The sequence below is a fragment of the Mesorhizobium sp. M2A.F.Ca.ET.043.02.1.1 genome, assembly GCF_003952405.1.
Taxonomy (GTDB): domain Bacteria; phylum Pseudomonadota; class Alphaproteobacteria; order Rhizobiales; family Rhizobiaceae; genus Mesorhizobium.
The window spans coordinates 13,964-37,497 of the sequence record NZ_CP034445.1 but is presented as its reverse complement, the minus strand read 5'-3'; the positions used below and the strand labels follow the sequence as shown (position 1 = coordinate 37,497).

Annotated in this window: 24 protein-coding genes, 1 tRNA gene and 2 pseudogenes; 15 read left to right on the top strand and 12 right to left on the bottom strand. The window is 58.7% G+C overall.

Annotated elements, in window-relative coordinates; all coding sequences use genetic code 11:
• The first annotated feature begins 6 nt into the window (after positions 1 to 6).
• Positions 7 to 483 carry a DUF6882 domain-containing protein gene (locus EJ068_RS00170; protein WP_126082601.1) on the top strand — a complete coding sequence of 159 codons (477 nt, stop codon included), beginning with the start codon at positions 7 to 9 and terminating at the stop codon, positions 481 to 483.
• A gap of 134 nt (positions 484 to 617) precedes the next feature.
• Here EJ068_RS00170 and EJ068_RS00165 read toward each other — a convergent pair whose 3' ends face one another.
• Positions 618 to 1,070, bottom strand: a complete 453-nt coding sequence (locus tag EJ068_RS00165; protein WP_126082602.1) for a BA14K family protein — start codon at positions 1,068 to 1,070, stop codon at positions 618 to 620.
• Positions 1,071 to 1,350: 280 nt separating this feature from the next.
• Here EJ068_RS00165 and EJ068_RS00160 point away from each other — a divergent pair.
• Positions 1,351 to 1,426, top strand: a tRNA-Lys gene (locus EJ068_RS00160).
• A 101-nt stretch (positions 1,427 to 1,527) separates the two neighbouring features.
• Here EJ068_RS00160 and EJ068_RS00155 read toward each other — a convergent pair.
• The 5 genes and pseudogenes from EJ068_RS00155 to EJ068_RS33795 form a co-directional block, all read right to left on the bottom strand.
• A pseudogene (locus EJ068_RS00155) lies at positions 1,528 to 1,727 on the bottom strand (low affinity iron permease family protein); the annotation flags it as partial.
• Between the two features lie 401 nt (positions 1,728 to 2,128).
• A complete protein-coding gene (locus tag EJ068_RS00150) occupies positions 2,129 to 2,404 on the bottom strand; it encodes a hypothetical protein (protein WP_127249418.1) in 276 nt (91 codons plus the stop codon).
• Positions 2,405 to 2,573: 169 nt separating this feature from the next.
• Positions 2,574 to 2,783: a cold-shock protein gene (locus EJ068_RS00145; protein ID WP_126083796.1), complete on the bottom strand. Its 210-nt coding sequence runs from the start codon at positions 2,781 to 2,783 to the stop codon at positions 2,574 to 2,576.
• A 246-nt stretch (positions 2,784 to 3,029) separates the two neighbouring features.
• Entirely contained in the window at positions 3,030 to 3,191 is a 162-nt protein-coding gene (locus tag EJ068_RS32450) for a hypothetical protein (protein WP_189342609.1), read from the bottom strand.
• Entirely contained in the window at positions 3,170 to 3,631 is a 462-nt protein-coding gene (locus EJ068_RS33795) for a DUF3606 domain-containing protein (RefSeq protein WP_348527566.1), read from the bottom strand. The genes EJ068_RS32450 and EJ068_RS33795 overlap by 22 nt, the downstream gene beginning before the upstream one ends.
• 267 nt (positions 3,632 to 3,898) lie before the next feature.
• Here EJ068_RS33795 and EJ068_RS33590 point away from each other — a divergent pair, with 267 nt between their 5' ends.
• Complete coding sequence (locus tag EJ068_RS33590) at positions 3,899 to 4,027, top strand: hypothetical protein (protein ID WP_281059009.1); 129 nt, start codon at positions 3,899 to 3,901, stop codon at positions 4,025 to 4,027.
• A 402-nt stretch (positions 4,028 to 4,429) separates the two neighbouring features.
• Here EJ068_RS33590 and EJ068_RS00130 read toward each other — a convergent pair whose 3' ends face one another.
• Positions 4,430 to 4,819, bottom strand: a complete 390-nt coding sequence (locus tag EJ068_RS00130; protein WP_126082605.1) for a low affinity iron permease family protein — start codon at positions 4,817 to 4,819, stop codon at positions 4,430 to 4,432.
• A gap of 181 nt (positions 4,820 to 5,000) precedes the next feature.
• Here EJ068_RS00130 and EJ068_RS00125 point away from each other — a divergent pair, with 181 nt between their 5' ends.
• Entirely contained in the window at positions 5,001 to 5,525 is a 525-nt protein-coding gene (locus tag EJ068_RS00125) for a ferritin-like domain-containing protein (protein ID WP_127249466.1), read from the top strand.
• A gap of 129 nt (positions 5,526 to 5,654) precedes the next feature.
• Complete coding sequence (locus EJ068_RS00120; protein WP_129554440.1) at positions 5,655 to 7,427, top strand: PAS domain S-box protein; 1,773 nt, start codon at positions 5,655 to 5,657, stop codon at positions 7,425 to 7,427.
• Positions 7,428 to 7,450: 23 nt separating this feature from the next.
• Here EJ068_RS00120 and EJ068_RS00115 read toward each other — a convergent pair whose 3' ends face one another.
• Positions 7,451 to 7,759 carry a hypothetical protein gene (locus EJ068_RS00115; RefSeq protein ID WP_127249416.1) on the bottom strand — a complete coding sequence of 103 codons (309 nt, stop codon included), beginning with the start codon at positions 7,757 to 7,759 and terminating at the stop codon, positions 7,451 to 7,453.
• A 263-nt stretch (positions 7,760 to 8,022) separates the two neighbouring features.
• Here EJ068_RS00115 and EJ068_RS33790 point away from each other — a divergent pair, with 263 nt between their 5' ends.
• From EJ068_RS33790 to ligD, 3 genes are all read left to right on the top strand, one after another.
• Positions 8,023 to 8,508, top strand: coding sequence for a DUF3606 domain-containing protein (locus tag EJ068_RS33790; protein WP_348628721.1), 486 nt, complete (start codon positions 8,023 to 8,025; stop codon positions 8,506 to 8,508).
• A gap of 63 nt (positions 8,509 to 8,571) precedes the next feature.
• Positions 8,572 to 9,375: a hypothetical protein gene (locus tag EJ068_RS33025; protein WP_348639305.1), complete on the top strand. Its 804-nt coding sequence runs from the start codon at positions 8,572 to 8,574 to the stop codon at positions 9,373 to 9,375.
• Positions 9,291 to 10,817, top strand: a complete 1,527-nt coding sequence (ligD, locus tag EJ068_RS00100) for a DNA ligase D (protein WP_245463507.1) — start codon at positions 9,291 to 9,293, stop codon at positions 10,815 to 10,817. The genes EJ068_RS33025 and ligD overlap by 85 nt, the downstream gene beginning before the upstream one ends.
• On the opposite strand, the pseudogene EJ068_RS33020 reads toward ligD, so the two are convergent.
• The 3 genes and pseudogenes from EJ068_RS33020 to EJ068_RS00085 form a co-directional block, all read right to left on the bottom strand.
• A pseudogene (locus EJ068_RS33020) lies at positions 10,773 to 11,053 on the bottom strand (adenylate/guanylate cyclase domain-containing protein); the annotation flags it as partial. The gene ligD and the pseudogene EJ068_RS33020 overlap by 45 nt on opposite strands.
• Positions 11,054 to 11,699: 646 nt before the next feature.
• Positions 11,700 to 12,776: a hybrid-cluster NAD(P)-dependent oxidoreductase gene (locus tag EJ068_RS00090; protein ID WP_127249414.1), complete on the bottom strand. Its 1,077-nt coding sequence runs from the start codon at positions 12,774 to 12,776 to the stop codon at positions 11,700 to 11,702.
• Positions 12,777 to 12,863: 87 nt separating this feature from the next.
• Positions 12,864 to 13,721 carry a LysR family transcriptional regulator gene (locus EJ068_RS00085; protein WP_127249413.1) on the bottom strand — a complete coding sequence of 286 codons (858 nt, stop codon included), beginning with the start codon at positions 13,719 to 13,721 and terminating at the stop codon, positions 12,864 to 12,866.
• 130 nt (positions 13,722 to 13,851) lie between these two features.
• Here EJ068_RS00085 and EJ068_RS00080 point away from each other — a divergent pair, with 130 nt between their 5' ends.
• The 6 genes from EJ068_RS00080 (at position 13,852) to EJ068_RS00055 (ending at position 20,674) form a co-directional block, all read left to right on the top strand.
• Positions 13,852 to 14,934 (top strand): amidohydrolase family protein, encoded by a 1,083-nt coding sequence (locus EJ068_RS00080; protein ID WP_126082610.1) that lies wholly within the window; start codon positions 13,852 to 13,854, stop codon positions 14,932 to 14,934.
• A gap of 11 nt (positions 14,935 to 14,945) precedes the next feature.
• Positions 14,946 to 15,299, top strand: a complete 354-nt coding sequence (locus tag EJ068_RS00075; protein WP_126082611.1) for a Rieske (2Fe-2S) protein — start codon at positions 14,946 to 14,948, stop codon at positions 15,297 to 15,299.
• A 122-nt stretch (positions 15,300 to 15,421) separates the two neighbouring features.
• A complete protein-coding gene (locus EJ068_RS00070; RefSeq protein ID WP_127249412.1) occupies positions 15,422 to 17,029 on the top strand; it encodes an ABC transporter substrate-binding protein in 1,608 nt (535 codons plus the stop codon).
• Between the two features lie 63 nt (positions 17,030 to 17,092).
• Positions 17,093 to 18,139: an ABC transporter permease gene (locus tag EJ068_RS00065; protein WP_127249465.1), complete on the top strand. Its 1,047-nt coding sequence runs from the start codon at positions 17,093 to 17,095 to the stop codon at positions 18,137 to 18,139.
• Positions 18,140 to 18,204: 65 nt separating this feature from the next.
• A complete protein-coding gene (locus EJ068_RS00060; protein ID WP_126082613.1) occupies positions 18,205 to 19,029 on the top strand; it encodes an ABC transporter permease in 825 nt (274 codons plus the stop codon).
• Positions 19,019 to 20,674, top strand: a complete 1,656-nt coding sequence (locus tag EJ068_RS00055; protein ID WP_127249410.1) for an ABC transporter ATP-binding protein — start codon at positions 19,019 to 19,021, stop codon at positions 20,672 to 20,674. The genes EJ068_RS00060 and EJ068_RS00055 overlap by 11 nt, the downstream gene beginning before the upstream one ends.
• 1,054 nt (positions 20,675 to 21,728) lie before the next feature.
• Here EJ068_RS00055 and EJ068_RS33015 read toward each other — a convergent pair.
• Positions 21,729 to 22,343, bottom strand: coding sequence for a hypothetical protein (locus tag EJ068_RS33015; protein WP_245463304.1), 615 nt, complete (start codon positions 22,341 to 22,343; stop codon positions 21,729 to 21,731).
• Between the two features lie 60 nt (positions 22,344 to 22,403).
• Between EJ068_RS33015 and EJ068_RS33010 the strand changes: the two genes are divergently transcribed.
• The gene (locus EJ068_RS33010; protein WP_245463303.1) at positions 22,404 to 23,045 is read left to right on the top strand and encodes a BBE domain-containing protein; all 642 of its coding nucleotides are present in this window, start codon (positions 22,404 to 22,406) and stop codon (positions 23,043 to 23,045) included.
• The last annotated feature ends 489 nt before the right edge of the window (positions 23,046 to 23,534 follow it).

The window sequence follows — 23,534 nt, the reverse complement described above, 5'->3', positions numbered from 1 at the left end:
GGGAGAATGCAACCGGATTGGTATCCCGCTTGGCGCGATGAGGCCTTTGAACAGCTCACCGCCAAGAACGCACGCCTGGAGCAGGACTTCCGCCTCGGCCACTGGACGCGCTACAACTACGACCTGGCGGCCGGAAAGCTGATTTTCTCTGACAAAGCGGGCACCACCGTTATCTCGGAAATCCAGATTGCGGGCTCTACCAGCGCCAAGGCGGGCAATTGGCTCTGGGCTTGGGCCAATTCGAATTTACCGGGCGAACTTCTCGGCGACGCGAAGCTGGTGCGGGCGTTCGGGGAGAAAAAGGGCGTGGACGACCTGGCCCAGGCCTATGTGGACGATACGAGCGGCGATTTGGATGCGCTCGGCTGGGAATTGACGGCAGCGATGGTTCGGGTTTGCAACGCGCTTGGAGCTTATCGCTCCTCGCGGGGGGAGGGCGGCGCTCTCTATCTGGTCTTCAAGACCATACGATGGGCGAACTGATACAGCACAGCGAGGGAGCCTGCGCCTCTCGAGGCGCGGGCTCTGTCAACCACCAGAATATGTGCTTTCGCAATTCCGGACGGAAAGCCGCTACGCACTTTTCCTGGAATTGTATTGGTGCGGACTGGAGGCCGTCAGTAGGGCGACACGCACTGCCGTCGCGGGCCGCTGTTGGGCTGGAATGTGTTGTCCGAGGCGCGATACGAACGGTAGCGGTCATAGCACCACTGCACATGCGCATCGCCGCGGTAGACGCGGTTGTTCTCGCTGTTGACGATGGCGCCGGTGATCAGCGCGCCGGTGGCGAAAGCAGCAAGCGGAAACCAATAGTCGCCATGACGGCGATAGCCGTGGCGATATTCACGATAGCCGCGATGGCCGTTCCAGTAGACAGCGTCACCACGACGCGAGAAATCCCGGTTGAAGCCGCGGTGCCTTCTCCAATCCCGATACTGCACGGTCTGGACATCCAACAGGGCCTGGGGTTGCGGCACATAAGCTGGCTGAGCGTTGACCGGCACCATCTCCGCCGCGATGAACGACGCCGAGAGAGCGGTTGCCAGCAGGCCCGATGCGATCTTGTTCATTACTCTTCTCCTCGAGGTTGATCGACGTCCCTGCTGCGAAACGGGTCCGGGTTGCAAATTGTTCCCCTTTCAATCTCAACCCGCTGTTGTGGAGCTTCCTGAGGCAATGCGGACCCGGATCATTGGCGCAGGCATCGAAAGCCGCTCGCAAACAACCTCTCGGCGTCCGTTCGAAACCGTTCAAAAATCCGCCTTGGACGCCCGTCTTTTTCCGGTTGACCGGTCGCGGCACTCTCCCTATGTTCCGCGCAATTTCGAGGGCGGCGTTTCGAGCCCGCGGGAGCGCGTAGCTCAGCCGGTAGAGCAACTGACTTTTAATCAGTAGGTCATGGGTTCGAATCCCATCGCGCTCACCAAAAAAAATAAACACAATCAATAGTTTAACACGGTCGATCATCGCGTTGATGTTCGATCATTGGCTGCAGGGTAACTATGTGGGTAACGGGAACTGCCTTAGGGTGCTCTGGATCAGAAACACCATGAGGAAGGTCACGATGGTCGTGCCGGTGTTGATGACTAACTGCCAGGTCTCGGAGAACCGCAGCACGGGACCGTCAGCGCCCATGCGACAACCGTCGCAACGCACAACGCGAAGGCCCATGGCCTGCCTGTCGCCTTCGCAACACCACCAGCGAACCGGGTGAACCGGCGCTCGATCTTGCCACCCTGCTGATCCACGGAGGAATTACCCGGCCGTTATCGCGCTGCTCCTGTCTCGTGTCTGTCGAGACTCTCGCAATTCCAACGCGCGCCGGAACGCAACTGCGCTCACATCGCATTTATGCCTTGATGGTCCGTTCGAACCAATGATGACTTTAGCCTGGGCTAGCGTAAGTCCGTGCTTCCCGGCAAACTCAGCCGGATCGTAAGCGTCTTCCCAACCTATCCCGTCCCCTTTTAGGCCCCGCATACAACTCTCCCATCTGGCCAACGTGAACGCTGCCAATGCGGAAAGGTTTCCTGCTGGCCATGTCGAAGTGGAGTGCGCCAATTTCGGCGGCCACATCGCCCGCCAACTACAAGGCCGACGGCCGACCATCACCTGGGACCCGCTTGTCTCAGATCCTATCAAAGGTGAAGGACGTCAGAAGACTGGTAACGAAATTGCTCGCCTTCTCCTTGACGAGAACCTCGGTCCATTCGTCGGTGCCCCGAAGCCTCAGGTCCGTGTAGATGCTGTCGACCGCTGCTTCTTCGATGCGCTTGATATGCGAGAGGAAGACGGCCTCGTCGCCTGTCTTATAGATATCCCGCACGACTATGCGCAGGATTTCCTGCATGGCGATTTGCCAGGCGGTATTGATTGTCTGGAGCTCGTTGGGTTTTTCGGTCATCGAGATCTCCTCGATTGGGCCGGCCGTCGGCGAGAGACACCCATACGGGGGTCGTCAAAATGGCGGGTCGGCCGGAAATAAAAGAGGTCAGGCAATTTTGCCTGACCTCGCTTGGTCTCATGCTTTCAACACTGCCAGTACGTCTGTGATCAGTGGAAAGCTGAACCGATCAGACGGCCTGAAGCTTGCAGGCAGACATCTTGCCCGACTTGCTGTCGCGCTCCAGTTCGTAGCCGATCTTCTGGCCCTCGACGATTTCGCGCATTCCCGCGCGCTCGACGGCAGAGATGTGAACGAAGGCGTCAGCGCCGCCGTTGTCAGGCTGAATGAACCCGAAGCCCTTGGTCGAATTGAACCATTTTACTGTGCCAGTGGTCATGATGAACCCTCTCATAGCAATATTGAATTTCGGCAACGCGAGCGCGCAGCCGACTATGCAGATGACGATGTTGAAAGGAAGTTCGTTCAGGGCGCGGTGCCAAGCGCGCGATAACCAAAGCTCAGCAAGCAATATCGACAATCCCTCCTGTATCTTGCCCCTCCGGCACGTCAACTTTTGGTCCTGGAGCTGTTCGATTTCAACTGGAGTGCGGCTCGGCAGTCCGGGTCGTCATGCTGCTATCGGTCATTTGGAAAAGTTCGGCCCCACGGGCTCGGCTAGACTGAACTCGAACACGGTGTTCTCTTCCTCGTCGACCACCCGGAACCAGTGCTGCTGCAAAGCGCTCGGTGAGATTGGCGCGCCAGCCACGCGCTCGGCCACCTTTATTGGCTCGTCGACGTCCACCGGTTGAGCTGCGACGACCTCTTCGCCGCAAAGCTCTTCAACCTGGGTAGCGAGGCATTCTTGTCACCCCGACCGAGAGACTTCGCCTCGCGTTCGAGCGTTTGGCGATCGTTGCCGTGCTGCTTGATCAGCTCGCGCACCTGCTGCGGCGTCAGCCAGACTTTCTGGGCGAAATACTCCACCTCATAGTCTTCGTCGGCCGAAACCCGGTCGCGGTCGCGGAAGTCACGCTTGCTCTTGTCGTCTGCCATGTCGGTTCCTCCTCGAGTGACAGAAACACCGCCGTTGCCGGCTTGTTCCCGCTCTTTAGCGGCGGTCGCGGAACGTCTCAAACGCGCGGCCGTTGCCCCTAATGACGCTCCGACGATATCCGCATGGTCCGAGGGCATGTCCGGCTGGGTAGACATCACCTCGCGCAGCAGCGCGAGCGCATAGCCCAACTAGAGCGTGACGAATTGCCGACTACCGACGCCCTCGTTTTCTTCGCGCTTCTGGAAGGCATGCAAGAGCTTCACGAACGGCATCTGGCGCGGCTGCTCGCCCAGGCTGCGGATCAAGCCTTAGTGGTCGAACCGGAGGGTGCTGCTGGCTCGGGAACATAGTTGAGTCTGCGCGATTCACCCTCAATGAGTACACGCGGTATCAACTTCGTCGACCGATGGATGGCAGAACACCTGCCCAACGTCATAACAGAGGACCCTGTGGCCGTGAGCGATCTGGCCGACGAGCTGATGAGCATGGCAGAGCACGAAGGTATTCCGGCCGCCGAGATCAACGAGGAAGTCGACAGCGTCTTCGAAGTGATGGAACACCGCGAAGGAAGCTTGGCGGATTAGCAGCCGCAGTTTCTTCACCCATTCCGCCCATCATCATGCCATGGCAGCCGATGAGATATCTCGGGTTGAACAGCTCGTGCGCGATGGTGAAGGCCATATAGCCCGCCAGCGCGAACTCATCGCCCTATTGGAGGGTGGCGGCCTCCCGACGGAGAAGGCAAGGGCGTTCCTAGACTTCTTGGAGGAGATGGTGGGGATAAGTCGCGAGCACCTGGCCAGGCTTACGCCGCCCAAAAGGAGGAAAGCCCGCCGCAGCTAATAAGCGTACGCGACGGGCTTTCTGCCATTGGGAGCGGCTACACCCCGGAAGGACGACCACTTGCCTACACAACTCACACGAGCGTGTTTTGTTGCACGTAGCCCTTACATATACAATTTTGCGCCACCGCCGAGTGCCCAGGCTTATGCAACTGCCTTGCGGCGACTTCCGGGGGCTCGTTCGTTGTTCTCTTTCGCCCGCGCGCAGAGCGCGCGGAACTCTTCGACCTCGGCCTCGGTAAGATGCTCGATGCCGATGAAGGCGTTCTTGGCGGCGCCGGAGCGGATCAGCTCATCAAGCTTGGCCTGGATAGCCGCGCCGTCTCGGTTTTGGGTGTTCTGGATCAGGAAGACCATCAGGAATGTGACGATCGTCGTACCGGTATTGATGATCAGTTGCCAAGTTTCGGAATACTGGAAGACCGGCCCGGTCACGGCCCAGATCAGCACTGACGCCAAACATAAGGCAAAGGCCCACGGACGGCCGGAAGCATGTGCGACGACGGTCGCAACGCGATTGAAGGTTTTTTCCATTGGAAGTCCTGGTGATGAAATGCGGAGCGTTCCAACAATGGAGAAGCCCGTTTTTCGTTCCGGCCCGGCTAGGGCGCTCCATTGCGCACCTTGTGCCCGAAGGCCGGAACATGTTGCGCACCCCGGAGTTAGCCATGGCCTGTCAACGGGCGGGTCAACACGCTGCATCTGGAGAACACCGATGGCTACAAGCAAGAAAGCCTCTGCCGCCGAGAAGAGCCTCGAAGACATGTTCCTCGACGGCCTGAACGACATCTATTACGCGGAAAAGAAAATCCTCAAGACCTTGCCCAAGATGGCGAAGGGCGCTGAAGACGAGAAGGTCGCCGCCGCCTTTGAAAAACATCGCACCGAGACCGAGGGACAGGTCGATCGCCTCGAGCAAGTCTTCGAGATCCTCGGCAAGCCTGCTCGCGGCAAAACCTGCCCCGCGATCGACGGCATCCTGGAGGAGGGGGCCGAAGTCCTCGAGGAGTACAAGGGCTCCCCGTCGCTCGACGCCGGGCTTGTAGGCGCGGCCCAAGCTGTTGAACACTATGAAATCGCGCGCTACGGCACGTTGATTGCGTGGGCGAAGTCGCTGGGCAAGGAAGACGTTGTACAGCTCCTGAACGCCACGCTCGATGAGGAAAAGGCGACCGACGAGGCCCTGACGACGCTCGGCGAAGGGGGCGTCAACGATCGGGCGGTCGCGGAAGCCGCCTGACATCAGCCTGAGGAGGGCTCCATCGGAGCCCTCCCGAAGCAAGCTAGCAAGACACCGCCCGCAGCTGAGGGAACCATGCGGCGCGTCCGGAGTTCCTACGCAGCTCAACGCGGTAGTAGCAGGACATACATGGGAAAGGTTAACCCGGCCGGGTTGGCAGACGACCTTGAGACCTCAGCAGTCAATTATGAAGACTTCTTCGAAAACGCTGCAGTCGGCCTGCACGTCGTCGACGGGGACGGCCTCATCGTTCATGCGAATTCCGCCGAATTGAGTCTGTTGGGCTATGAACCCGGCGACTACATCGGCCATGAGATCGCTGGCTTCTACGAAGAGGAAGCTGTCATCCACGACATCATGGATCGCCTCAAACGCGGCGAGAAGGTTCACCGCTATCCCGCGCGGCTGAAGGCCCGGGACGGGTCGATCAAACACGTGGAAGTCAGTTCGAGTGGGTACTTCAAGGACGGCCAACTGGTCCATACCCGCTGCTTCACCATCGACGTGACGCCCCTGAAGACGGCCGAGCGAGCTTTGGGTCAACAGGAGGCCCGATTCAACCAGATCCTGGATGCGCTACCGGTGGCGATCTACACGACGGACGCTAAGGGGAAGATCACCTACTACAATCGAGCGGCGGCCGAGTTGGCTGGCCGCGAGCCAAAGATCGGCAAGGATGAATGGTGTGTGACGTTTCGGCTCTTCACCCCAGACGGCGAGCCGCTGCCTCACGACCAATGTCCGATGGCGATCGCACTCAACGAAAATCGGCCGGTGCGTGGCGTCGAGGCTATCGCACAGCGGCCGGACGGGTCGCTCTTCCCGTTCATGCCGTTCCCGACACCTTTGCTCAACGAGCATGGCGAGCTGATCGGCGCGGTCAACATGTTGTTCGATCTCACTGACCGGAAGCGGGGCGAGGATGCCGCCCAGCACCTCTCGGCGGTTGTTGAGTCCTCGTTCGATGCGATCATAAGCAAGAACCTCGGCGGCTTCATCAAAACCTGGAACCAGGGTGCTGAGCGGCTTTTCGGCTACACCGCAGAGGAGGCTGTTGGCAAGCACATTACGATGCTGTTCCCGCCCGAGTATCGAGACGAAGAGGCCATGATCATCGAGCGGATCCGCAACGGTGACCGGGTCGAGAGTTTCGAAACCATCCGTCGCCGCAAGGACGGCACCGACATTCCCGTCTCCCTCACGATCTCTCCCGTGCGCGACGGCGCCGGCCGTATCGTCGGCGCCTCCAAGATCGCCCGCGACATCACATCCGCGAAGGAAAGCGAGGAGCGCATCCGCATGCTGATGCGCGAAGTCAACCACCGGGTGAAAAACCAGTACGCTGTGATCCTGTCGATGATCCGCGAGACCAACAAACGCTCGGGGAGCCCTGACGTTTTCGAGAAGCAGGTCCGTGAGCGCATCATGGCGCTGTCGAGATCTCACGACCTGCTTGTATCCGCCGACTGGAAGGGTGCGACGGTAGCAGATCTTCTGCTGGCCCAGGCCAAGCCGTTCGGACGCGAGGACGCGATCGGCCTGCACGGCCCTGCCCTGGTCCTAACCCCCAACGCTGTACAGTATCTCGGGATCGCCTTTCATGAACTGTGCACCAACTCCGCCAAGTACGGGGTGCTGTCCGGCCGCAAGGGCTCGATCACGCTGAACTGGAAAGTGACTGACGAGGACGGCGACCGCACGTTCCAACTGACGTGGACCGAGAAGGATGGGCCCCGGGTCAAGGCTATCGCCCATGATGGATTCGGTACTGTCGTGCTCAACCGGTTGGCGCCGGCGGCGCTGAACGGGACTGGCGGGGTGACCTATGATGCTGACCAGGTGGTCTGGGCGCTCCAGGCGCCCCTTTCCTATGTAGAAGCGTTCCAGCGCGGGGCAGCGTAGTGCGGTAGGCCCCACCTCCATAATTAGGCAGGGTCAGCGGGGGCATCTTTGGTCCGGCCGACCTGGCGCGCGAGCTCGGCAAAGGGCGGCACGCCGGTCTCGTCCTGCGACAGGTTGGCCAGTTGCAGCAGTCGTAGCGGAAAGCAGATCGCCTCCCGGTGGGCCGGCGACATATCTTCGTACACACGCTCGTCGGCGGTGACGGACGCTTCGGCCCTGCGCAGAGCGTCGTCGATGGCGTCAATCGACAGCACGCCATGGTGCACCAGCGCATTGTTGATGGCCGCGACCGCCATCATCAGCCCTTCAAGCTGTAGGTTGGCGACGTTCATCGGTGGTGCTTGACATAGGCGCCGGGTTGACGGCCGCCCTTGGGCGCCTTGGCATCTTTGGAATGCTCCGCGATCGCGGGGCCGGAACCGGACACTTTCTCCGTTGCCGGCGAGGGTGTTGCGGGTCTGGGTTGCGGGCGGGAGGCGTCCTCGGGTTTTGTGCTCGTGGGATCGGCCATGCTCGTGCTCCGGAGTTGAACGCAGATCAACTTGGGAGACGGTGCTAAGTTCCCATACGTCCGGCATCTCAAGGGTTCGATGTGATGGCCGCGGTTCCCAGCACGGTAGGAAGCTCTGGAAAAGCTGGTATTGCCGTCGAAACCCTAGGCGACGAAAAGCGGTTTCCCACCGCCGCAATGGCGGTTCTGCACCCGGTCAGCGAGGGGCCGCGCAATAGGCTGCGTAGCCGCGACATCTTCATTCCCGACCTTCACACGGACAACATCAAAGTCGACACGCGCGACTTCAGGGGAAACGCGGAATTTCTTGCCCGGCCTAGGATCGCAAGTCGAACCAGAACGTTACAGGTCCAGCGGTTGTGCCGGCGCAGCTGTGGCAACAAGGGAGGCGACAATGACATACGACAAATCCAAGCGAGGCGGCGCGACCGTTGGCAGGTCTCCGGCGGTGAAAGGTACGAGGTCAATTATTTTGCCCGCAAGCAGGGCATCAGCAGAGACCAGGCCGAGGCCCTCATAAAGCGGGTCGGAACGACTGCGACAAGCCCAATGCGGCCTCGGAGAAACTGAAGAAATAGGCTGCAGATTGCAAATGCCGCATTGGGTAGTTCAGTTCCATCAGAGTGAGGTCAAGTGAGTAAGTTAGCGTCGCATCGGCCCACAATCGAAGCGTCTTCCACTCGCCCTGCCAGGCCAGCCTCGCGCGGCGCGGCCCATCTGCCGCCACCGGCTTTCCGGCCGGTCCAGCTCGCAAAGCTGGTGGACAGGGTTCCAGCTGGCGATCGCTGGATCCACGAAATGAAATATGACGGCTACCGCATTCTCGTCGCGGTAGGCGGCGGAGAGGCGCGCGCTTATACGCGCTCCGGTCTGGACTGGTCCGGCCGCTTCCCCTCTATCCTTTCGGAGGCAGGCAAGCTCAAGGTTCGATCCGCGCTCATCGATGGCGAGGCCGTTGTCATCGACGCTCAGGGGCGATCGAGTTTCCAGGCGCTCCAGAACGCCTTGAAGGGTGATCCCGCCAGCATCGATTTTTATGCCTTCGACCTGCTCCAACTCGACGGCGAAGACCTGACGAGGCTTCCGCTCCTGGAGCGCAAGGCGAAACTGGAGGGAATCCTGCCGGCGAAGAACCCTATCCTTCGCTACTCCGATCATATCCAAGGCCGGGGCGAAGAATTGCTGAACCGCTTCTGCGACGCCGGCCTCGAGGGGGTTATCTCGAAGCTGGCGGATTCGGACTATGTTGGCGCCCGGGATGGAAGCTGGCTGAAGATCAAGTGCATCAAGCGTCAGGAATTCGTACTCGTCGGCGGGCGCCGTCAGACAAGGATCGCGCGTTTCGATCGCTTATCCTTGGGATCCATGACGGCGGAAAGCTACGCTTTGCCGGCAAGGTCGGGACCGGTTTCGATACCGCAGAGATGGCCAGGCTGATGAAGACCATGGCGCCGCTCGAGCAGAGCGCCGCCACGGTCGAAGCACCGCGCGCGGAAGTTCGCGGCGCGCACTGGATACGTCCGAAGCTTGTCGCCGAGATCGCCTATACTGAAATGACCAACGAAGGGACACTGCGCCATCCAAGCTATCTCGGCTTGCGCGAGGACAAAAAGCCGGAAGCCGTTGCGCTTGAGACGGAACGTCACACAGCGACGCTGCCGGCCCCGGCGACGAGCACGATTGCCATCAGCAACCGCGGCCGCGTAATCTACCCTGAGTCCAACATCACCAAGGGCCAGCTCGCCGACCACTACGCAGCCGTCGCGGAGATCATGCTCCCTTGGGTCGGCAGCAGGCCAATCAGCCTTGTTCGCTGTCCCCAGGGCCGCGCGAAGAAGTGTTTCTTCCAGAAGCACGACGCCGGCAGCTTCGGCGACAAGGTCCATCACGTCGGCATCACCGAAAAGGACGGTCACGAGGAGCCGTACCTTTATGTCGACGATGCCGATGGGCTGATGACCTGCGTGCAGATGGGAACGATCGAGCTGCACGGGTGGGGCGCTCGGATCGAGGACGTCGAAAAGGCCGACCGTCTCGTCTTCGACCTCGACCCTGATGAAGGTCTCGATTTCGAGGCCGTGCGCGCTGCCGCATTCCAGTTCCGGGATATTCTGAAATCGCTTGGGCTAACCACCTTCCCGATGCTGACCGGCGGCAAGGGCGTGCACGTGATCGCCCCGCTCACTCCACAGGCCGAGTGGCCGCAAGTGAAAGACTTCGCACATCGTCTCGCTCAAGCCGTCGCCCAGACCGATCCCTCTCACTTTACGGCCGTGATGGCGAAGGCGAAGCGGAAGGGACGGATCTTTGTCGACTATCTGCGCAACCAGCGAGGGGCGACCGCGATCATGCCCTACAGCGCGAGGTCCCGACCGGGCGCTCCGGTCGCCGCGCCCATCACCTGGGCGGAAATGAAGACGATTGATGCGCCCTCGCATTTCCACGTCGGCGATGCTCGTGAATTGAAGAAACGCGCAGCCAGCAAATCCCTGGCGATGGGGTCGAGCCGACCAATTATTGCCAAATCTGTAGCCCATTCCTCGACGACAGAAAGACTGGTCAAGGCTTCGCCTCGTTCGCCTGATTGGAACCCGGGGACATCGGTCCCGTTTGCCTCGACCATGGCAAAAACCGATCCACGGACCGTCGCCAGCCTCTTGAGGGAATATGCACATCGCACATCGCTTCGCGGAGGCAATCCCTATCGCACCAAAGCTTACTTGCGCGCTGCCGATAGCTTGGCTGCGTTGTCGCAGCCGCTTGATCGGATCATTGCCGCGGGCGCCCTCACCAGAATCCCGGGCATCGGCGACGCGATCGCGGACATGGTGCGAGGCTTCGGGAATACCTTCGTTAGCTGCAATGAATCCCTTTTGTAGTTCAACCGCGCATTGTACCGCATCAACTGCACTGGCGAACTCGACAAGCACACCGTCGCCCATAAGTTTGACTACGCGACCATTGTGCTGGACGACCAATGGAGACAACACGGCCTGCCGACGTGATTTCAATGCGGCTAGTGTGCCAGCCTCTTCGCGTTCCATCAGGCGGAATAGCCAACAACATCGGCTGCCAAAATTGCAGCAAGGCGGCGTTGGGTTCGAGTCTCGGCCATGTGGGTTGAATACTTTCAGAAAGCCGGGCAATTGGGATTGTATTGGTACCTTGGCCTAGAGTCTATCCGGCCCGATTTCCGAGATGGGTCATACGCGTCGTAATATCCGCCCCACGTCCGTTCGCTGGGACATTGCGGACATGGCAGTACTGCATCGATGCTCTCGGTCCTCGAATGCTCGGGGTTGAGTCTCTATCTTCGCCGTCATGATCGCCGCCTGCTTCTCCGTGCTGTTGCTGAGTAGCTGTCTCGACAATTCATTGATTTCGGGGCCGCTCTAACCCACGCTCCGGTATGACAATGGGATCGCAAAATCCATTTCGGTCCTTTGTCGCTCGTTTAATTGGTCACACTATCAGCAGAGCTGACCCGCCGGATCATGGGTTGCAACGTTATGCGGGTTCGGCTCGACGGCAGCTTTGCGCCGCATCTCAGTCAGCGGTCTCTTTGACCGTGGACGACAGCTTTGCGCCGCACATGCCTGAGAGGTCAGCTTTGCCGCTCATGAAAGCAAATGCCGCTGGCGCCGCGCTGGAACCTGGAACCTGCTCTTCTACGCTTGACCTTGACACTGCACCAGGCACACCGCCAAGGCCGCCAAATGTTAAGGCCATTGGCCATATCGCCGTTTAGAATGTCGACCGACTCAAAGATCGACTGAGACCGTCCCTTGCGCGCGGCTGCAACAGGCCAGGATATAACCCGCAGATTTCTCTTCGGACGTCAGGCCGCCAAGATCACACATCGCGACTTCACCTGAGAGCTTGGCTATTCGGCAAGTGCCGCAAACTCCTTGTTGGCATGCGGTGGGAACATAGACACCGCATTTGCGCGCTGCATCCAGTAGGGTCTCTCCGGGCGCGCAGCGATGTTCTAATCCAGACTTGGCGAAATGGACAAAGGACGAAATGGCAAAGTCATCCGGAGCAACACCGCTAGGGTACCCTCCGAAGCTCTCCTCGTAATAGGCCAGCGGTTTAACGCCAACCTCATCAAAACCATCTCGCAGCGCCGTCATGTAAGGTTCTGGGCCGCACGTGTAGACTGCGCGCTTTGCAAGATCGGGAACAAGGCGCAGGAGCATGGAGCCGTCTATCCGGCCGCTCGGTCCCGTCCGCGAGGGACCTCCCTTCGAACAAAGGAATGTTACGCCGAGGTTGGGAAATCGGGCAGCGAGTGCATCGAGTTCCGATCTGAAAATGATATCGCGTGGCGAGCGCACGCTGTAGATGAGACGAAGGTCCAAATCGAATGCTCGATCTGTCAACAATCGCACCATCGACATGAGAGGCGTGATCCCGCTGCCGCCCGCGAGAAAGAGAAGCTTTGCGCTAGCAAAGCCATCGAGTTTGAACGAACCCAGTGGGCCTTCAATCCTGATCTCGTCGCCGGACCGCAGATTGTCATGGAGCCAATTGGAAACGAGCCCGCCAGGTGTCCGCTTTACCGTAATCTGCAAATCAAGTGGACGGGTCGGTGGAGAGGCAACGGAATAGGGTCGCGTCACCTCGAGCCCATCAATGCTGAGGCGAAGAAGCACGTATTGCCCCGCATTGAAGCAGAACATGCGGTCCGACGCAGCCGAAAAGACAAACGTTTTCACGTTGTGCGTCTCGTCGATCACGCGACTGCAGAGCATTACCTGCGGCGATGCGTCGGCCCATTGGCGCTGCCGCAAAGGCGCAACAAATTCGGAAGCCGGAAACGAAGTGTGTGCGTTCATGTTTGGCTCTCAATGACGCGCCAACATGGCAGCCGAGGCCTTCGCGAAACAGGGGCTTGAGCCTGCTTTTTAATCGGAAATTTCGATCTAGATCTCCAGCGACATCACCGCGAGATGCAGCGCGCGAAGCCCTTTGCGGATGATCGGCTCATGCTTACGTCGGGCGAGCATGGCCGTATGGACTGGCTGGTAAAGCGTCGGCGCGCCCTCGACCAGGAACGACGGGCACTCGGCCGTGAACCTGCGGGCATCGTCGCTGCGCATGTAACAACTGCCTCCGGTTCGCCGCAGCATCGCTTCGGCCAAGCTTTCGGATCCCATGGAAAGACGCGAAATTGCCAGGGCAGGGATCAGCTCCGAGTGGGTTTTCTCGAGCACGACGGTGTAGCCCGGGCGAATGTAGCTGTCGGGATTCACCTCCGATAGCGTCCTGGCAAAGGTCGAGACCATCACATATTCCTCGACCATGAGGTGCTCATAAGTAATTTCGGGAAGGTAGCGGGGTGCGTAGAGCACCGCTATGTCGAGATTTCCCATGCTGAGATCGGTCACCATCTGATTGGAATAGTCGGATTCCACATGGATCGAGGCTTTGGGAAGCACCTGGCAGAGCGCCTCCACCCACCCCGGCAGCACCGATCGTGTCATGCCTACCTGGGCGGCCACACGCAGCGTCCCTTCGAACCGGTTGAACGCGCGAACGTCATGGCGCGCCTGCGACCACGTCGAAAGCATCGCTCGCGCGTAGGCCTCGAAACGTCGCCCCGCCGCAGTCGGCTCAGCGCCAGCCCGACCACGATGGAAAAGCTCTGACCCTACCGCGCTTTCGAGACTCTTGATCCGAGTACTGACCGTAGACTGAGTAATGTTCAGCCGGTCGGCAGTCCGGTTGAAGTTCCGCGATTCAATAATGTCGAGGAACGTCTCGATGTGGTCCAGCTGCATGCGTCGTACCTTAATCGAAAAAGCCGATCGTTACCCAGAGATCATTGGCTTGATCCGGCAATTGTCAAGGCGGAAGGTGGAGGCACTAAACGGCCAGCACGGCCGGGCTAGACAGGGAGCGAAAGCTAAAGTGTTTATCGTCGACTGCGATTGTCACAACTATTGGTCAAGCGCCACGGTTTTAGAGCCGTATCTTTCTGGCATCTGGAAGGACATGTTCATCGAGGGCGAGAAGACTGGCCCGAAAGGATCGTTCCCGCACGGCCATCGCCCCTGGTTTCATCCGCAGGATTTCTCCCGAAAGGATGTGCGGCCTGAGACTGAAGCGGACAACTACCGGATCATGAAAGACAAACACCTCGACAAATATAATGTCGGCGTGGCGATCCTGACCGGCGACGAGCCCATTGAAGCCTCAACGCTGGCAAATCCCTATTACGCTAGTGCGCTGGTCAGTGCCTACAATGACTATCAGATCGCGGAGTGGTTGCCGAAGGACAATCGCTTCATGGGTTCGATCGTCATTGCGCCCCAGGATCCAAAGCTGGCGGCCGCTGAAATCCGCCGGCTGGGCAGTCATCCGCGCATGGTCCAGGTTCTAGCCTCCCAAGGCTCAGTGAAGCCGTATGGTGATCCCTTCTACCACCCGATCTATGAAGCCTGCGCGGAAATGGGATTGCCGTTCGCCATTCACCTCGGCGGGCACGGAGGCGTCAACTGGAACGCCGTCGCGCCTGCCCCCACAACTTTCTTCTGGGAAACACACGCCATTCTGCACATGTCGGCGATCAGCCATGTCGCCAGCATGATCGCTCACGGCGTTTTCGAGAAATGGCCAGAACTCTATTTCGTCGTGATCGAATGCGGCGTCGCCTGGGTGCCGACGGTGCTATGGCGCCTCGATGCTGACTACAAGGCGCTGCGTAAAGAAACGCCATGGCTCAAAATGCTACCGTCGGAATACTGCCGCCGTAACATCCGCTTCTCAACACAGCCGCTGGAACAGCCAGCCAACGTCCAGCATCTGTGGTCCATTCTGGAAGCGATGGATGGCGAGAACACGCTGATGTTCGCGTCAGACTATCCGCACTGGGACTATGACGACGCCAACACGCTCCACATCCCGCCGTCCTGGAAAGTCAAGGTGATGGGTCAGAATGCGCTCGACGTCTACAAGCGCATTCCTGCCATCCTGACCGCGAACGCCGCCTGACGGAGCAGAATATGGGCGAGAAAACCTTCATCTGCCGCGTTGACGAGATCGAGGCCGGCACACCTGTCATTGCCAAAGTCCGTAGCCTTTCGGTGGGTGTGTTCCGCATCGGAGAAACCTTCCATGCGCTGCTCAACATCTGTCCGCATCGAGGCGCGCCCCTATGTGAAGGGCCGCAATGCGGGACGACCGCGCCGGTCGAGGATGCGCGGTTCATCTATCATAGAGAAAACGAGATCGTGCGATGCGCCTGGCATGGCTGGGAGTTCGACATCAAAACTGGTTCGGCACTCGTCGACCCAACTGTGCGTGCGCGAACATTCCCGGTCACAGTTGAGGACGGCAACATCTATGTAACGGCGTGACGGTAGAAAACGATCAATAGTCAAGTGCACGGAGCGGCAAGCAATGAAACAATAAATGCCGGACAAGCTTGCTTGAGGAGTGTTCAAAAAAACGCGGAAAATCCGCAAATGGGAGAGCGAAAATGTCTGAATCTGAGTACAAACTTCGCATTGCGCAAAGTCTGATCGGGCGCGGCAAGGTTTCCCGCCGCGACTTCATCCATTTGGGAATAGCGGCGGGCCTTACCGTCGCTGCCGCGGATCAGATCTTCGTCACCGTAGCACGGGCACAACCACAGCAAGGCGGCTTTGCCAAGCTTGGCATGGCGCATGGCGCGACGACAGATTCCATAGATCCGGCCGGCTATCCGGATACTTTCACGCAAACGGCCTTCTCGGGCGCTATGTCCAACGGCCTCACGGAGGTTGACGCCAAGGGCGACATCCAGCCGGACTTGGCCGAGAGCTTCGAATCTTCGAACGCCGCCAAAACGTGGGTTTTCAAGCTGCGCAAGGGGGTCACCTTCCACAACGGCAAGAACGTGACGGCGGAAGATGTCGTGACCTCTATGCGCTATCACATGGGTGCCGATACCAAATCAGCGGCGAAGTCTCTGCTTGAATCCGTTTCCGACATCAAGGCGGATGGCCCAGAGACGGTTGTCTTCACGCTCAACAGCGGCAACGCCGATTTCCCTTACATCATGAGCGACTATCATTTTGTCATCATGCCGAGCGTGGATGGGAAAGCGGATTGGGGATCAGGAACCCGAACCGGCGCATTCGTGCTCGAGAATTTCCAACCCGGCGTTTCGGCCAAGCTCAAGCGCAACCCGAATTATTTCAAGAATGGCAAGCCTTACCTGGATGAGGTGGAATTCATCGCCATTACGGATTTGGCCGCACGCATGGCTGCCCTCTCAACCGGGGAAGTGGATTACATTGGCCGCGCCGATCTGAAGACACTCGGCATGTTGAAGCGCAACCCAAAAATCGAGATCATCGAAGTCACCGGCTACGGCCACTATACCTTGCCGATGAACGTCACTATGGCGCCTTTCGACAATCCGGATGTGCGCATGGCAATGAAATGGGCGATCAACCGTCAAGAGATCGCCGACAAGATTTTCCTCGGACACGCAACCGTTGCCAATGACAATCCGATCGCGCCGGCGATCAAGTTTTACAAGAACCCGGAGCCGCAACACCGTTTCGATCCTGAAAAAGCCCGCCATTATCTGAAGAAGGCGGGAATGGAAAAGCTGAAGGTTGATCTCTCGGTCGCCGATGCCGCTTTCGCAGGTGCGGTTGACGCAGCGGCGCTCATTCGCGAGACGGCCGCACAGTGCGGCATCGACGTGAATGTGGTACGCGAGGCCGAGGACGCCTATTGGGACAATATCTGGCTCAAGAAGCCGTGGTGCGCTTCCTATTGGAGTGGTCGCGCGACAGCCGACTGGATGTTCACACAAGCCTTCGCAGCGGAATCCAGCTGGAACGAGTCATTCTGGAAGAATCCTCGTTTCAACGAATTGCTTGTTCAGGCGCGAGCCGAGACGGATGAGGCCAAGCGGGCCGACATGTATGGCGAAATGCAGCAGCTGACCCATGACGATGGCGGGAGCATCGTGCTGGTATTTAACAACTTCGTAAGCGCCAAATCCAAGAAACTAGGACATGGCGATGTGGCGCCCAATTGGGAAAATGACGGACTGAAGATGGCTGAGCGCTGGTGGATGGCGGAGGCGTAGGGTGTTTGCCAACTGCGTCGCTCGCCCTGCGGACGGCGCAATCTTGGGAATGCGCGCATGCGTTTGAATTCGGTCGCCAAAACGGTTCTACAGCGGTTAGGTCTCGGCCTGATTACCCTGTTCATTGTTTCGATCATCATCTTTTCGGCGGTCGCAATGCTGCCCGGCGACTTCGCCAAGGCAACGCTCGGTCAATCTGCCACCCCGGAAACAGTCGCGGCCCTTCAACACGAGATCGGCCTCGATCGCCCGCCAGTCGAGCGTTACTTCAGCTGGGTTGGCAAGATGGTAAAGGGCGACTTTGGATCCTCCTTCGCCAGCCGAACAGGTTACCGGCGCACCGTGGCGGAGATCATCGCGCCTCGTCTCTACAACACCATGTTCCTGGCGGTCATGACCGCTCTCATCGCGGTGCCGCTGGCGTTGGGGTTGGGGATTGTCGCATCCCTATATCGCAACAGCTGGTTCGATCGGGTTGTAAACACGGTAACACTTACGACCATTTCGTTCCCGGAATTTTTCGTGGCCTACATGCTCGCCTTCCTGGTTATCTCGCGCGATACGTTTGCGGGCACCGAATTCGCCCAGTCTTTACCAGCCTGGCTGGCGATTTCGATCAACTGGACCCTTAACGTCGTACCGAAGTTCCCAACGCTGGCCAATATCAACGACGAGACCCCTTTCTGGGACCACGTCTGGCGTGCCGCTCTGCCGTCCATCACCCTCACGCTTGTCATCGTTGCTCACATGATGCGAATGACGCGCGCGGCTATTCTCAACATGCTTTCAAGCCCCTATATCGACATGGCCCGATTGAAGGGAATGGGGCCAATGGTTGTCGTCGTCCGGCACGCTTTGCCAAATGCCTGGGCCCCGATTGTGACGGTAGTGGCCTTCAATCTTGCCTATCTCATCGTCGGCGTCGTGATTGTCGAGGTGGTGTTCGTCTATCCCGGCGTCGGGCAACTGATGGTCGACGCCGTGAGGTCAAGAGACGTACCGGTCGTTCAAGCCTGCGCGCTTGTGTTCGCCGCAGCCTACATCCTGCTCAACCTGATCGCCGATATCATCTCCATCGCAACCAACCCGAGACTGTTGCACCCACGATGACAAGTGCAGAGCCTGTGATCCAGACCACCAGAGCGCGTAGGGTGAGGCGGACGCGCCGATCTCGCATGAGGATAGCGCTGAAAAAGGCCCCACTCAGCGCCTGGTTCGGTATGGGTGTGATCCTCTGCTACATTATCGTCGCGTTATTTGCGCCTCTGATCGCACCATATCGAGAAACGCAGGTCTTTAGCGAGGCATTCGCGCCCTGGAGCCACGAGTTTACGTTCGGCACCGACCAACTCGGTCGCGACATGCTTACACGACTGATCTACGGAGCCCGCAACACGATCGGCATCGCCTTCATCACAACTATTTTATCCTTCGCAGCGGGTGTGACGCTCGGCCTTCTCGCTGCAATGTACCGGGGCTGGCTGGATCAGCTATTGTCACGCGCCGTGGACGTGTTGATGTCGATTCCGAGCCTGATATTCGCACTGATGCTGCTTTCGATTTTCGGCTCTTCAATGGCCAGCCTCATCTTGATCATAGCTCTGCTCGATTCGACGCGCGTGTTCCGTCTGGCGCGAGCAGTTGGCCTGAACGTGGTGGTGATGGAATATGTCGAGGTCGCGCAGCTGCGGGGCGAAGGCCCCGCATGGATTCTCCGCAAGGAAATCCTGCCCAATGTTCTGCCGCCGCTCATTGCGGAGTTTGGTCTGCGATTTTGTTTTGTTTTCCTAACCATTGCAGCATTGTCGTTCCTGGGCGTCGGCATACAGCCGCCATCCGCCGATTGGGGATCGATGGTGCGGGAAAACGCGACGCTGATTACCTATGGCGATGTCACGCCGCTTCTGCCGGCGGGCGCCATTGCCCTCCTCACAGTAGCGGTGAACTTCGTCGTAGACTGGTTTTTGCATTCAACGAGCGGACTGCGTGATGAAAAGTAGCAATGTCATCGCGCGCGAAAGGGGGACAGATCTTCTCACGGTCCGCAATCTTCACGTTGAAGGCTTTTCCGGCGAGCGCTGGCACCCGATCGTGCGCGGCGTTGATTTCTCACTCAAACGCGGAGAAGTGCTTGGACTAATCGGCGAATCCGGCGCCGGAAAGTCGACTATCGGCCTTGCTGCAATGGGATATGCCAAGCCAGGATGCCGTATTACCCAAGGCTCCGTGGCCTTCGATGGCGCCGATCTTTTGTCAATGAGCGAAGCACGCCGTCGGCGCCTCCGGGGCTCCCGTATTGCCTATGTGGCGCAAAGCGCAGCTGCCTGGTTCAACCCGGCTCACCGGCTCCTCGATCAGACCGTTGAAACGGCGGTTGCGCACGGGATCGCCAGCCGAGGTGAGGCCAACCGTGATGCTGTGGAGCTTTATAAACGGCTCCAACTTCCAGAGCCTGAGACTATAGGTTTCCGGTATCCGCATCAGGTATCCGGCGGCCAATTACAGCGGGCCATGACCGCCATGGCTATGGCGAGCCGGCCCGACTTGATTGTGTTCGACGAGCCGACAACTGCGCTCGATGTGACGACTCAAGTCGAGGTTCTAGCGTCAATCCGCAGTATTGTTGAAGATTTCAACACTGCGGCGATATACGTGACGCACGATCTGGCCGTAGTGGCGCAGATGGCAGACCGGATCATGGTCCTGCGCCACGGACAAACTGTCGAGGAAGCGGGCACACGGCAGATGCTTGCAGCCCCCACCCAGGAATACACTCGGACGCTCTGGGCTGTGCGAAAGCTCGCCAAGCCAGAAATTGAGGCCCGGGACCATTTACTGATCATCGACAATGTAACCGCCGCTTATGCTGGAAGGGTTAAGGTGCTGGTGGACGTGTCCATCAAGGTTCCGCGTGGCCGAACGGTAGCGTTGGTGGGCGAATCAGGGTCGGGGAAATCGACGCTCGCCCGCGTCGTTACCGGTTTGCTGCCCGCTTTTTCGGGCTCGATCTCATTTGACGCCCAGCCGCTTCCCCTGTCCTTAAAGCAACGCTCGAAAGATCTGCTGCGGCGTATTCAGATGATCTATCAGTCGCCGGACAGCGCGCTTAACCCTCGCCAGACTGTAGAGGACATAATCGCGCGTCCGCTTGAGTTCTATTTAGGCCTAAAAGGGGAGCAGCGCGACCGCCGGATCGGCGAACTCATGCATATGATCGAGATGGACGAAAGTTTCCTTGATAGGCTGCCCGGTGAATTGTCGGGAGGCCAGAAACAGCGGATCTGTATTGCGCGCGCGCTCGCTGCGAATCCCGAGCTCATCATTTGTGACGAGGTCACCTCGGCACTGGATCAAGTTGTGCAAGAAGAAATCTTGAAGCTTCTGATACGCCTACAGAGCGAACTCGGCGTCAGCTACATCTTTATCACCCATGATATCGCGACAGTAAGGGCAATCGCGGACGAGGTCGTCGTCATGCACCAAGGCAAGGTGGTGGAGCACGGTTCGAAAACCGAGATCCTGACATCACCTCAGGTTGCCTACACAGAACGGCTTCTCTCTTCCGTGCCGGCAATGGATCCGGATTGGCTGACGCAACTGCTGGCAAAACGGAAGAACCAAGGCATTCTGGACGTGGCCGGCTAAACAGCTCTGCGCATCGGATCAGCAGTCTCGAATTCTTATTCCCCAAGATAAATGGCACCAATGGCGAATAGCTCCGCGCCGTTATGTCCCAGCCGTTGAGGCCGTTGAGGTGAGGTTTGCAGCTTGCGAAGCGTCGAGAATATGCTGGCTGGAAGGTCCGCTTCATAGCTCAATCATCGCTAAACCGGAGTTCCGCTAACGGCCCCAAACCAGTCGCATTCATACCAGGTCAACAAAGCAATCAGTGCCGCTTTCTTGGCAGTGACGGCTGACCCCGATTGGATTGAATTAGCCCTCCTCGTGATCCTCAGGTTCGCCAGATACGAGAGAATACGAAAGGAAACGGGTTGGCGAATCAGCCAGTCGTATTGATTTCCTGCAGAAAACAACCACCCTTAGCGACTAACATAGTCGTTATTCGCCAAGGGGCTACAGAGCGGTTCGCCAAAGTTGGTTCAAAACGCTGATCCAGCGCCGTGTCCATCCGTTGAATGGGAAAGCGGCTGCCGAGCGCGTGATACAACTGCAACCCAACTTCAGCAGCACCGGTCAGTGCTCCGCCATCGGTTGCGCGCCGGTGCTCGCGGGAGTCTTATCGAAGCAATGCGCGCCTCAGGTCTACCCGAATGACACCCACGCGCCTGCCTCGCAGCCATCATGGCCGCAGACGTCGCTGGGTTTTCAGTGGCGATGGAGGGCGCCGCGGAAGGTACGTAGAATCCGAAGGGCCCATGGCGTCAAGGCTGAGGTTTTTTGCGAGCGCGCTTAGATATTCGCGCTTAGATATTAAAGAGAATGTTCAAGCCTGCCGCTAAAGCCGCATAAGAACCTGGCCCGCGCGGTTCGGGCGCTGGGATCCAGCGGCAACGTCAGCTGTTGCATCGGATCGTCGCCGGGATCATGATCCCCTTGGCTAATAAATTCCGTCGTAGAATCGTTCGGACCGTTCGCTTTCTGCGCCGGTTTCACCGTGGCTTCCGCGACAGTGCGGTCGCCTGACAGGAGGGGAAGCGTCATGGGAGTCCAAACAGAACTTGCTCGCAACTTTCTCGGATCAATTCTCCAGCCCGGCGCGCCCACTTTTGATGAGGTAAGGAGGATACACAATGGCCTCGTCGACCGACGCCCCGCAGTCATTGCCCGTTGTCGAGGTATTGCCGATATCGTCGATGCTGTCCTTTACGCCCAGGCGACCGGACTGGAGATTTGCGTACGCGGCGGCGGCCACAACGTCGCTGGGCGTGCAGTGGTCGACAATGGCCTTATGATCGACCTCTCCTTGATGAAAGGAGTTCACGTGAATGCTGCCGCCCGGACGGCCATAGTCGAGGGTGGGGTGACTTGGAGGGAGTTGAATAGAGAGACCCAGTTGCATGGTCTTGCGACCACTGGAGGCGTGATTGGAAGTACTGGTGTTGCTGGACTTACCCTCGGCGGCGGCCTTGGATGGCTTATGCCGAAATACGGGATGGCGCTGGACAATCTGATCTCCGTCGATCTGGTGCTCGCAGACGGTTCCGTGGTGACGGCGAGCGCCGACGCAAATCCCGATCTCTTCTGGGCGCTCCGTGGCGGCGGTGGCAATTTTGGCGTTGCCGCTTCCTTCGAGTTCCGCCTGCATTCCGTCGGCCCAGTCGTGTTCGGAGGGATCGTTGCCTTTCCATTCCATGAGGCGAGACAAGTCCTCCGCGGGTTCCGGGACCTCGCTGAAAATGCCTCGGACGACCTTATGCTCGTCGCCGGCTTAACTACCGCGCCAGACGGGTCGGGCACCCCGATCGTTGCCATCGTTTCCTGTCATATCGGCTCACCCGAAGATGCGGAGATCGTTGGACGCCAGATCCGGAGCTTTGGCACCGTAGCGGTGGATGCGTTAGGGCCGATACCCTATGTGGACCTCAATGGAATGCTGGACGCGGGCTTCCCTTCCGGCGCATTCAACTACTGGAAGTCCACGTTCCTTCCGCGCCTTGACGACGATGCTGTCGAGGCCCTCGTGATCGCGTATGAGCGCTGCCCGGTTCCAACAAGCTCGATCTTGCTGGAAGGTTTCCACGGCTTTGCGTCGCGCGTTCCGGTAGAATCCACCTCCTTCGCGCTCCGTGACATTGGCTTCAACACGCTCGTGCTTGGCCAATGGATGGACAAGGCCTCTGCGGATCGCACCACCGGTTGGGCGCGCGCCAGCTTCGATGTACTCAAGTCCTTTGCTGGCAAGCGTCGCTATGCAAATTATTTGGGGGCAGACGAGGACGCCGGCGCGGCAGCGTTGGCCGCCTATGGTCAAAACCTCGCAAGGCTGCGGCAGTTGAAAACGCGCTATGACCCGAACAACATCTTCCATCATAACGTGAACATACCACCCGCCTAGGATATGGCGTTCTAGTCAGAGTAGGGTACCGCAATACAGCGATGCAACCGGTTTGTCTGTCGATAGGGCTTCGAAAGTGAGGTTACCAGGTTCAAACACTGTTCCCGCAACCAATTCTATCATAACCGTCCCGGTCTGACCGGGGCGGTTTTTTTGCGTTTGAAGCGCACGCAATCGTCGCTGCGCGCCGGTGGGAGCATCACCGCGCCGAGAAGCCGCGCGAACCGGAAGAGCGAGCAAGTTTGTGCACCTCAGGAGAGATATGGCGCGCTTTAAAGGCAAGCCCTTTGTTTCTATTGTATGCGGTTACCGGTTGCTCGTATTTGGGAGTAGCTAGGGCAAGGCCCGATGTCGGGAAGGCAGCTATGCGCCCACAGTCAGCCGTAGAGATCAGCCTGCAACTTCCGGAATGCGGACATCGCCGGCGACCACTGTAGAGGTCGTGGTTGCTAGAAGCGGTCTCCATTTTACCAAGCTTCAATTGCCAGA

Bases quoted from the DNA above. Each gene is read 5' to 3' on its own strand.
- EJ068_RS33015 (WP_245463304.1), bottom strand. From the start codon at position 22,343: ATGGAATGGAAAGGCAACGATCCCTCCGAACACGACTGGGCCGACGGA.
- EJ068_RS33790 (WP_348628721.1), top strand. From the start codon at position 8,023: ATGGCCGCGGTTCCCAGCACGGTAGGAAGCTCTGGAAAAGCTGGTATT.
- EJ068_RS00085 (WP_127249413.1), bottom strand. From the start codon at position 13,721: ATGCAGCTGGACCACATCGAGACGTTCCTCGACATTATTGAATCGCGG.
- EJ068_RS00170 (WP_126082601.1), top strand. From the start codon at position 7: ATGCAACCGGATTGGTATCCCGCTTGGCGCGATGAGGCCTTTGAACAG.
- EJ068_RS00090 (WP_127249414.1), bottom strand. From the start codon at position 12,776: ATGAACGCACACACTTCGTTTCCGGCTTCCGAATTTGTTGCGCCTTTG.
- EJ068_RS00075 (WP_126082611.1), top strand. From the start codon at position 14,946: ATGGGCGAGAAAACCTTCATCTGCCGCGTTGACGAGATCGAGGCCGGC.
- EJ068_RS00115 (WP_127249416.1), bottom strand. From the start codon at position 7,759: ATGAACGTCGCCAACCTACAGCTTGAAGGGCTGATGATGGCGGTCGCG.
- EJ068_RS00070 (WP_127249412.1), top strand. From the start codon at position 15,422: ATGTCTGAATCTGAGTACAAACTTCGCATTGCGCAAAGTCTGATCGGG.
- EJ068_RS00130 (WP_126082605.1), bottom strand. From the start codon at position 4,819: ATGGAAAAAACCTTCAATCGCGTTGCGACCGTCGTCGCACATGCTTCC.
- EJ068_RS00150 (WP_127249418.1), bottom strand. From the start codon at position 2,404: ATGACCGAAAAACCCAACGAGCTCCAGACAATCAATACCGCCTGGCAA.
- EJ068_RS33010 (WP_245463303.1), top strand. From the start codon at position 22,404: ATGCTCGTCGCCGGCTTAACTACCGCGCCAGACGGGTCGGGCACCCCG.
- EJ068_RS00145 (WP_126083796.1), bottom strand. From the start codon at position 2,783: ATGACCACTGGCACAGTAAAATGGTTCAATTCGACCAAGGGCTTCGGG.
- EJ068_RS00125 (WP_127249466.1), top strand. From the start codon at position 5,001: ATGGCTACAAGCAAGAAAGCCTCTGCCGCCGAGAAGAGCCTCGAAGAC.
- EJ068_RS00165 (WP_126082602.1), bottom strand. From the start codon at position 1,070: ATGAACAAGATCGCATCGGGCCTGCTGGCAACCGCTCTCTCGGCGTCG.
- EJ068_RS00060 (WP_126082613.1), top strand. From the start codon at position 18,205: ATGAGGATAGCGCTGAAAAAGGCCCCACTCAGCGCCTGGTTCGGTATG.
- EJ068_RS00120 (WP_129554440.1), top strand. From the start codon at position 5,655: ATGGGAAAGGTTAACCCGGCCGGGTTGGCAGACGACCTTGAGACCTCA.
- EJ068_RS00055 (WP_127249410.1), top strand. From the start codon at position 19,019: ATGAAAAGTAGCAATGTCATCGCGCGCGAAAGGGGGACAGATCTTCTC.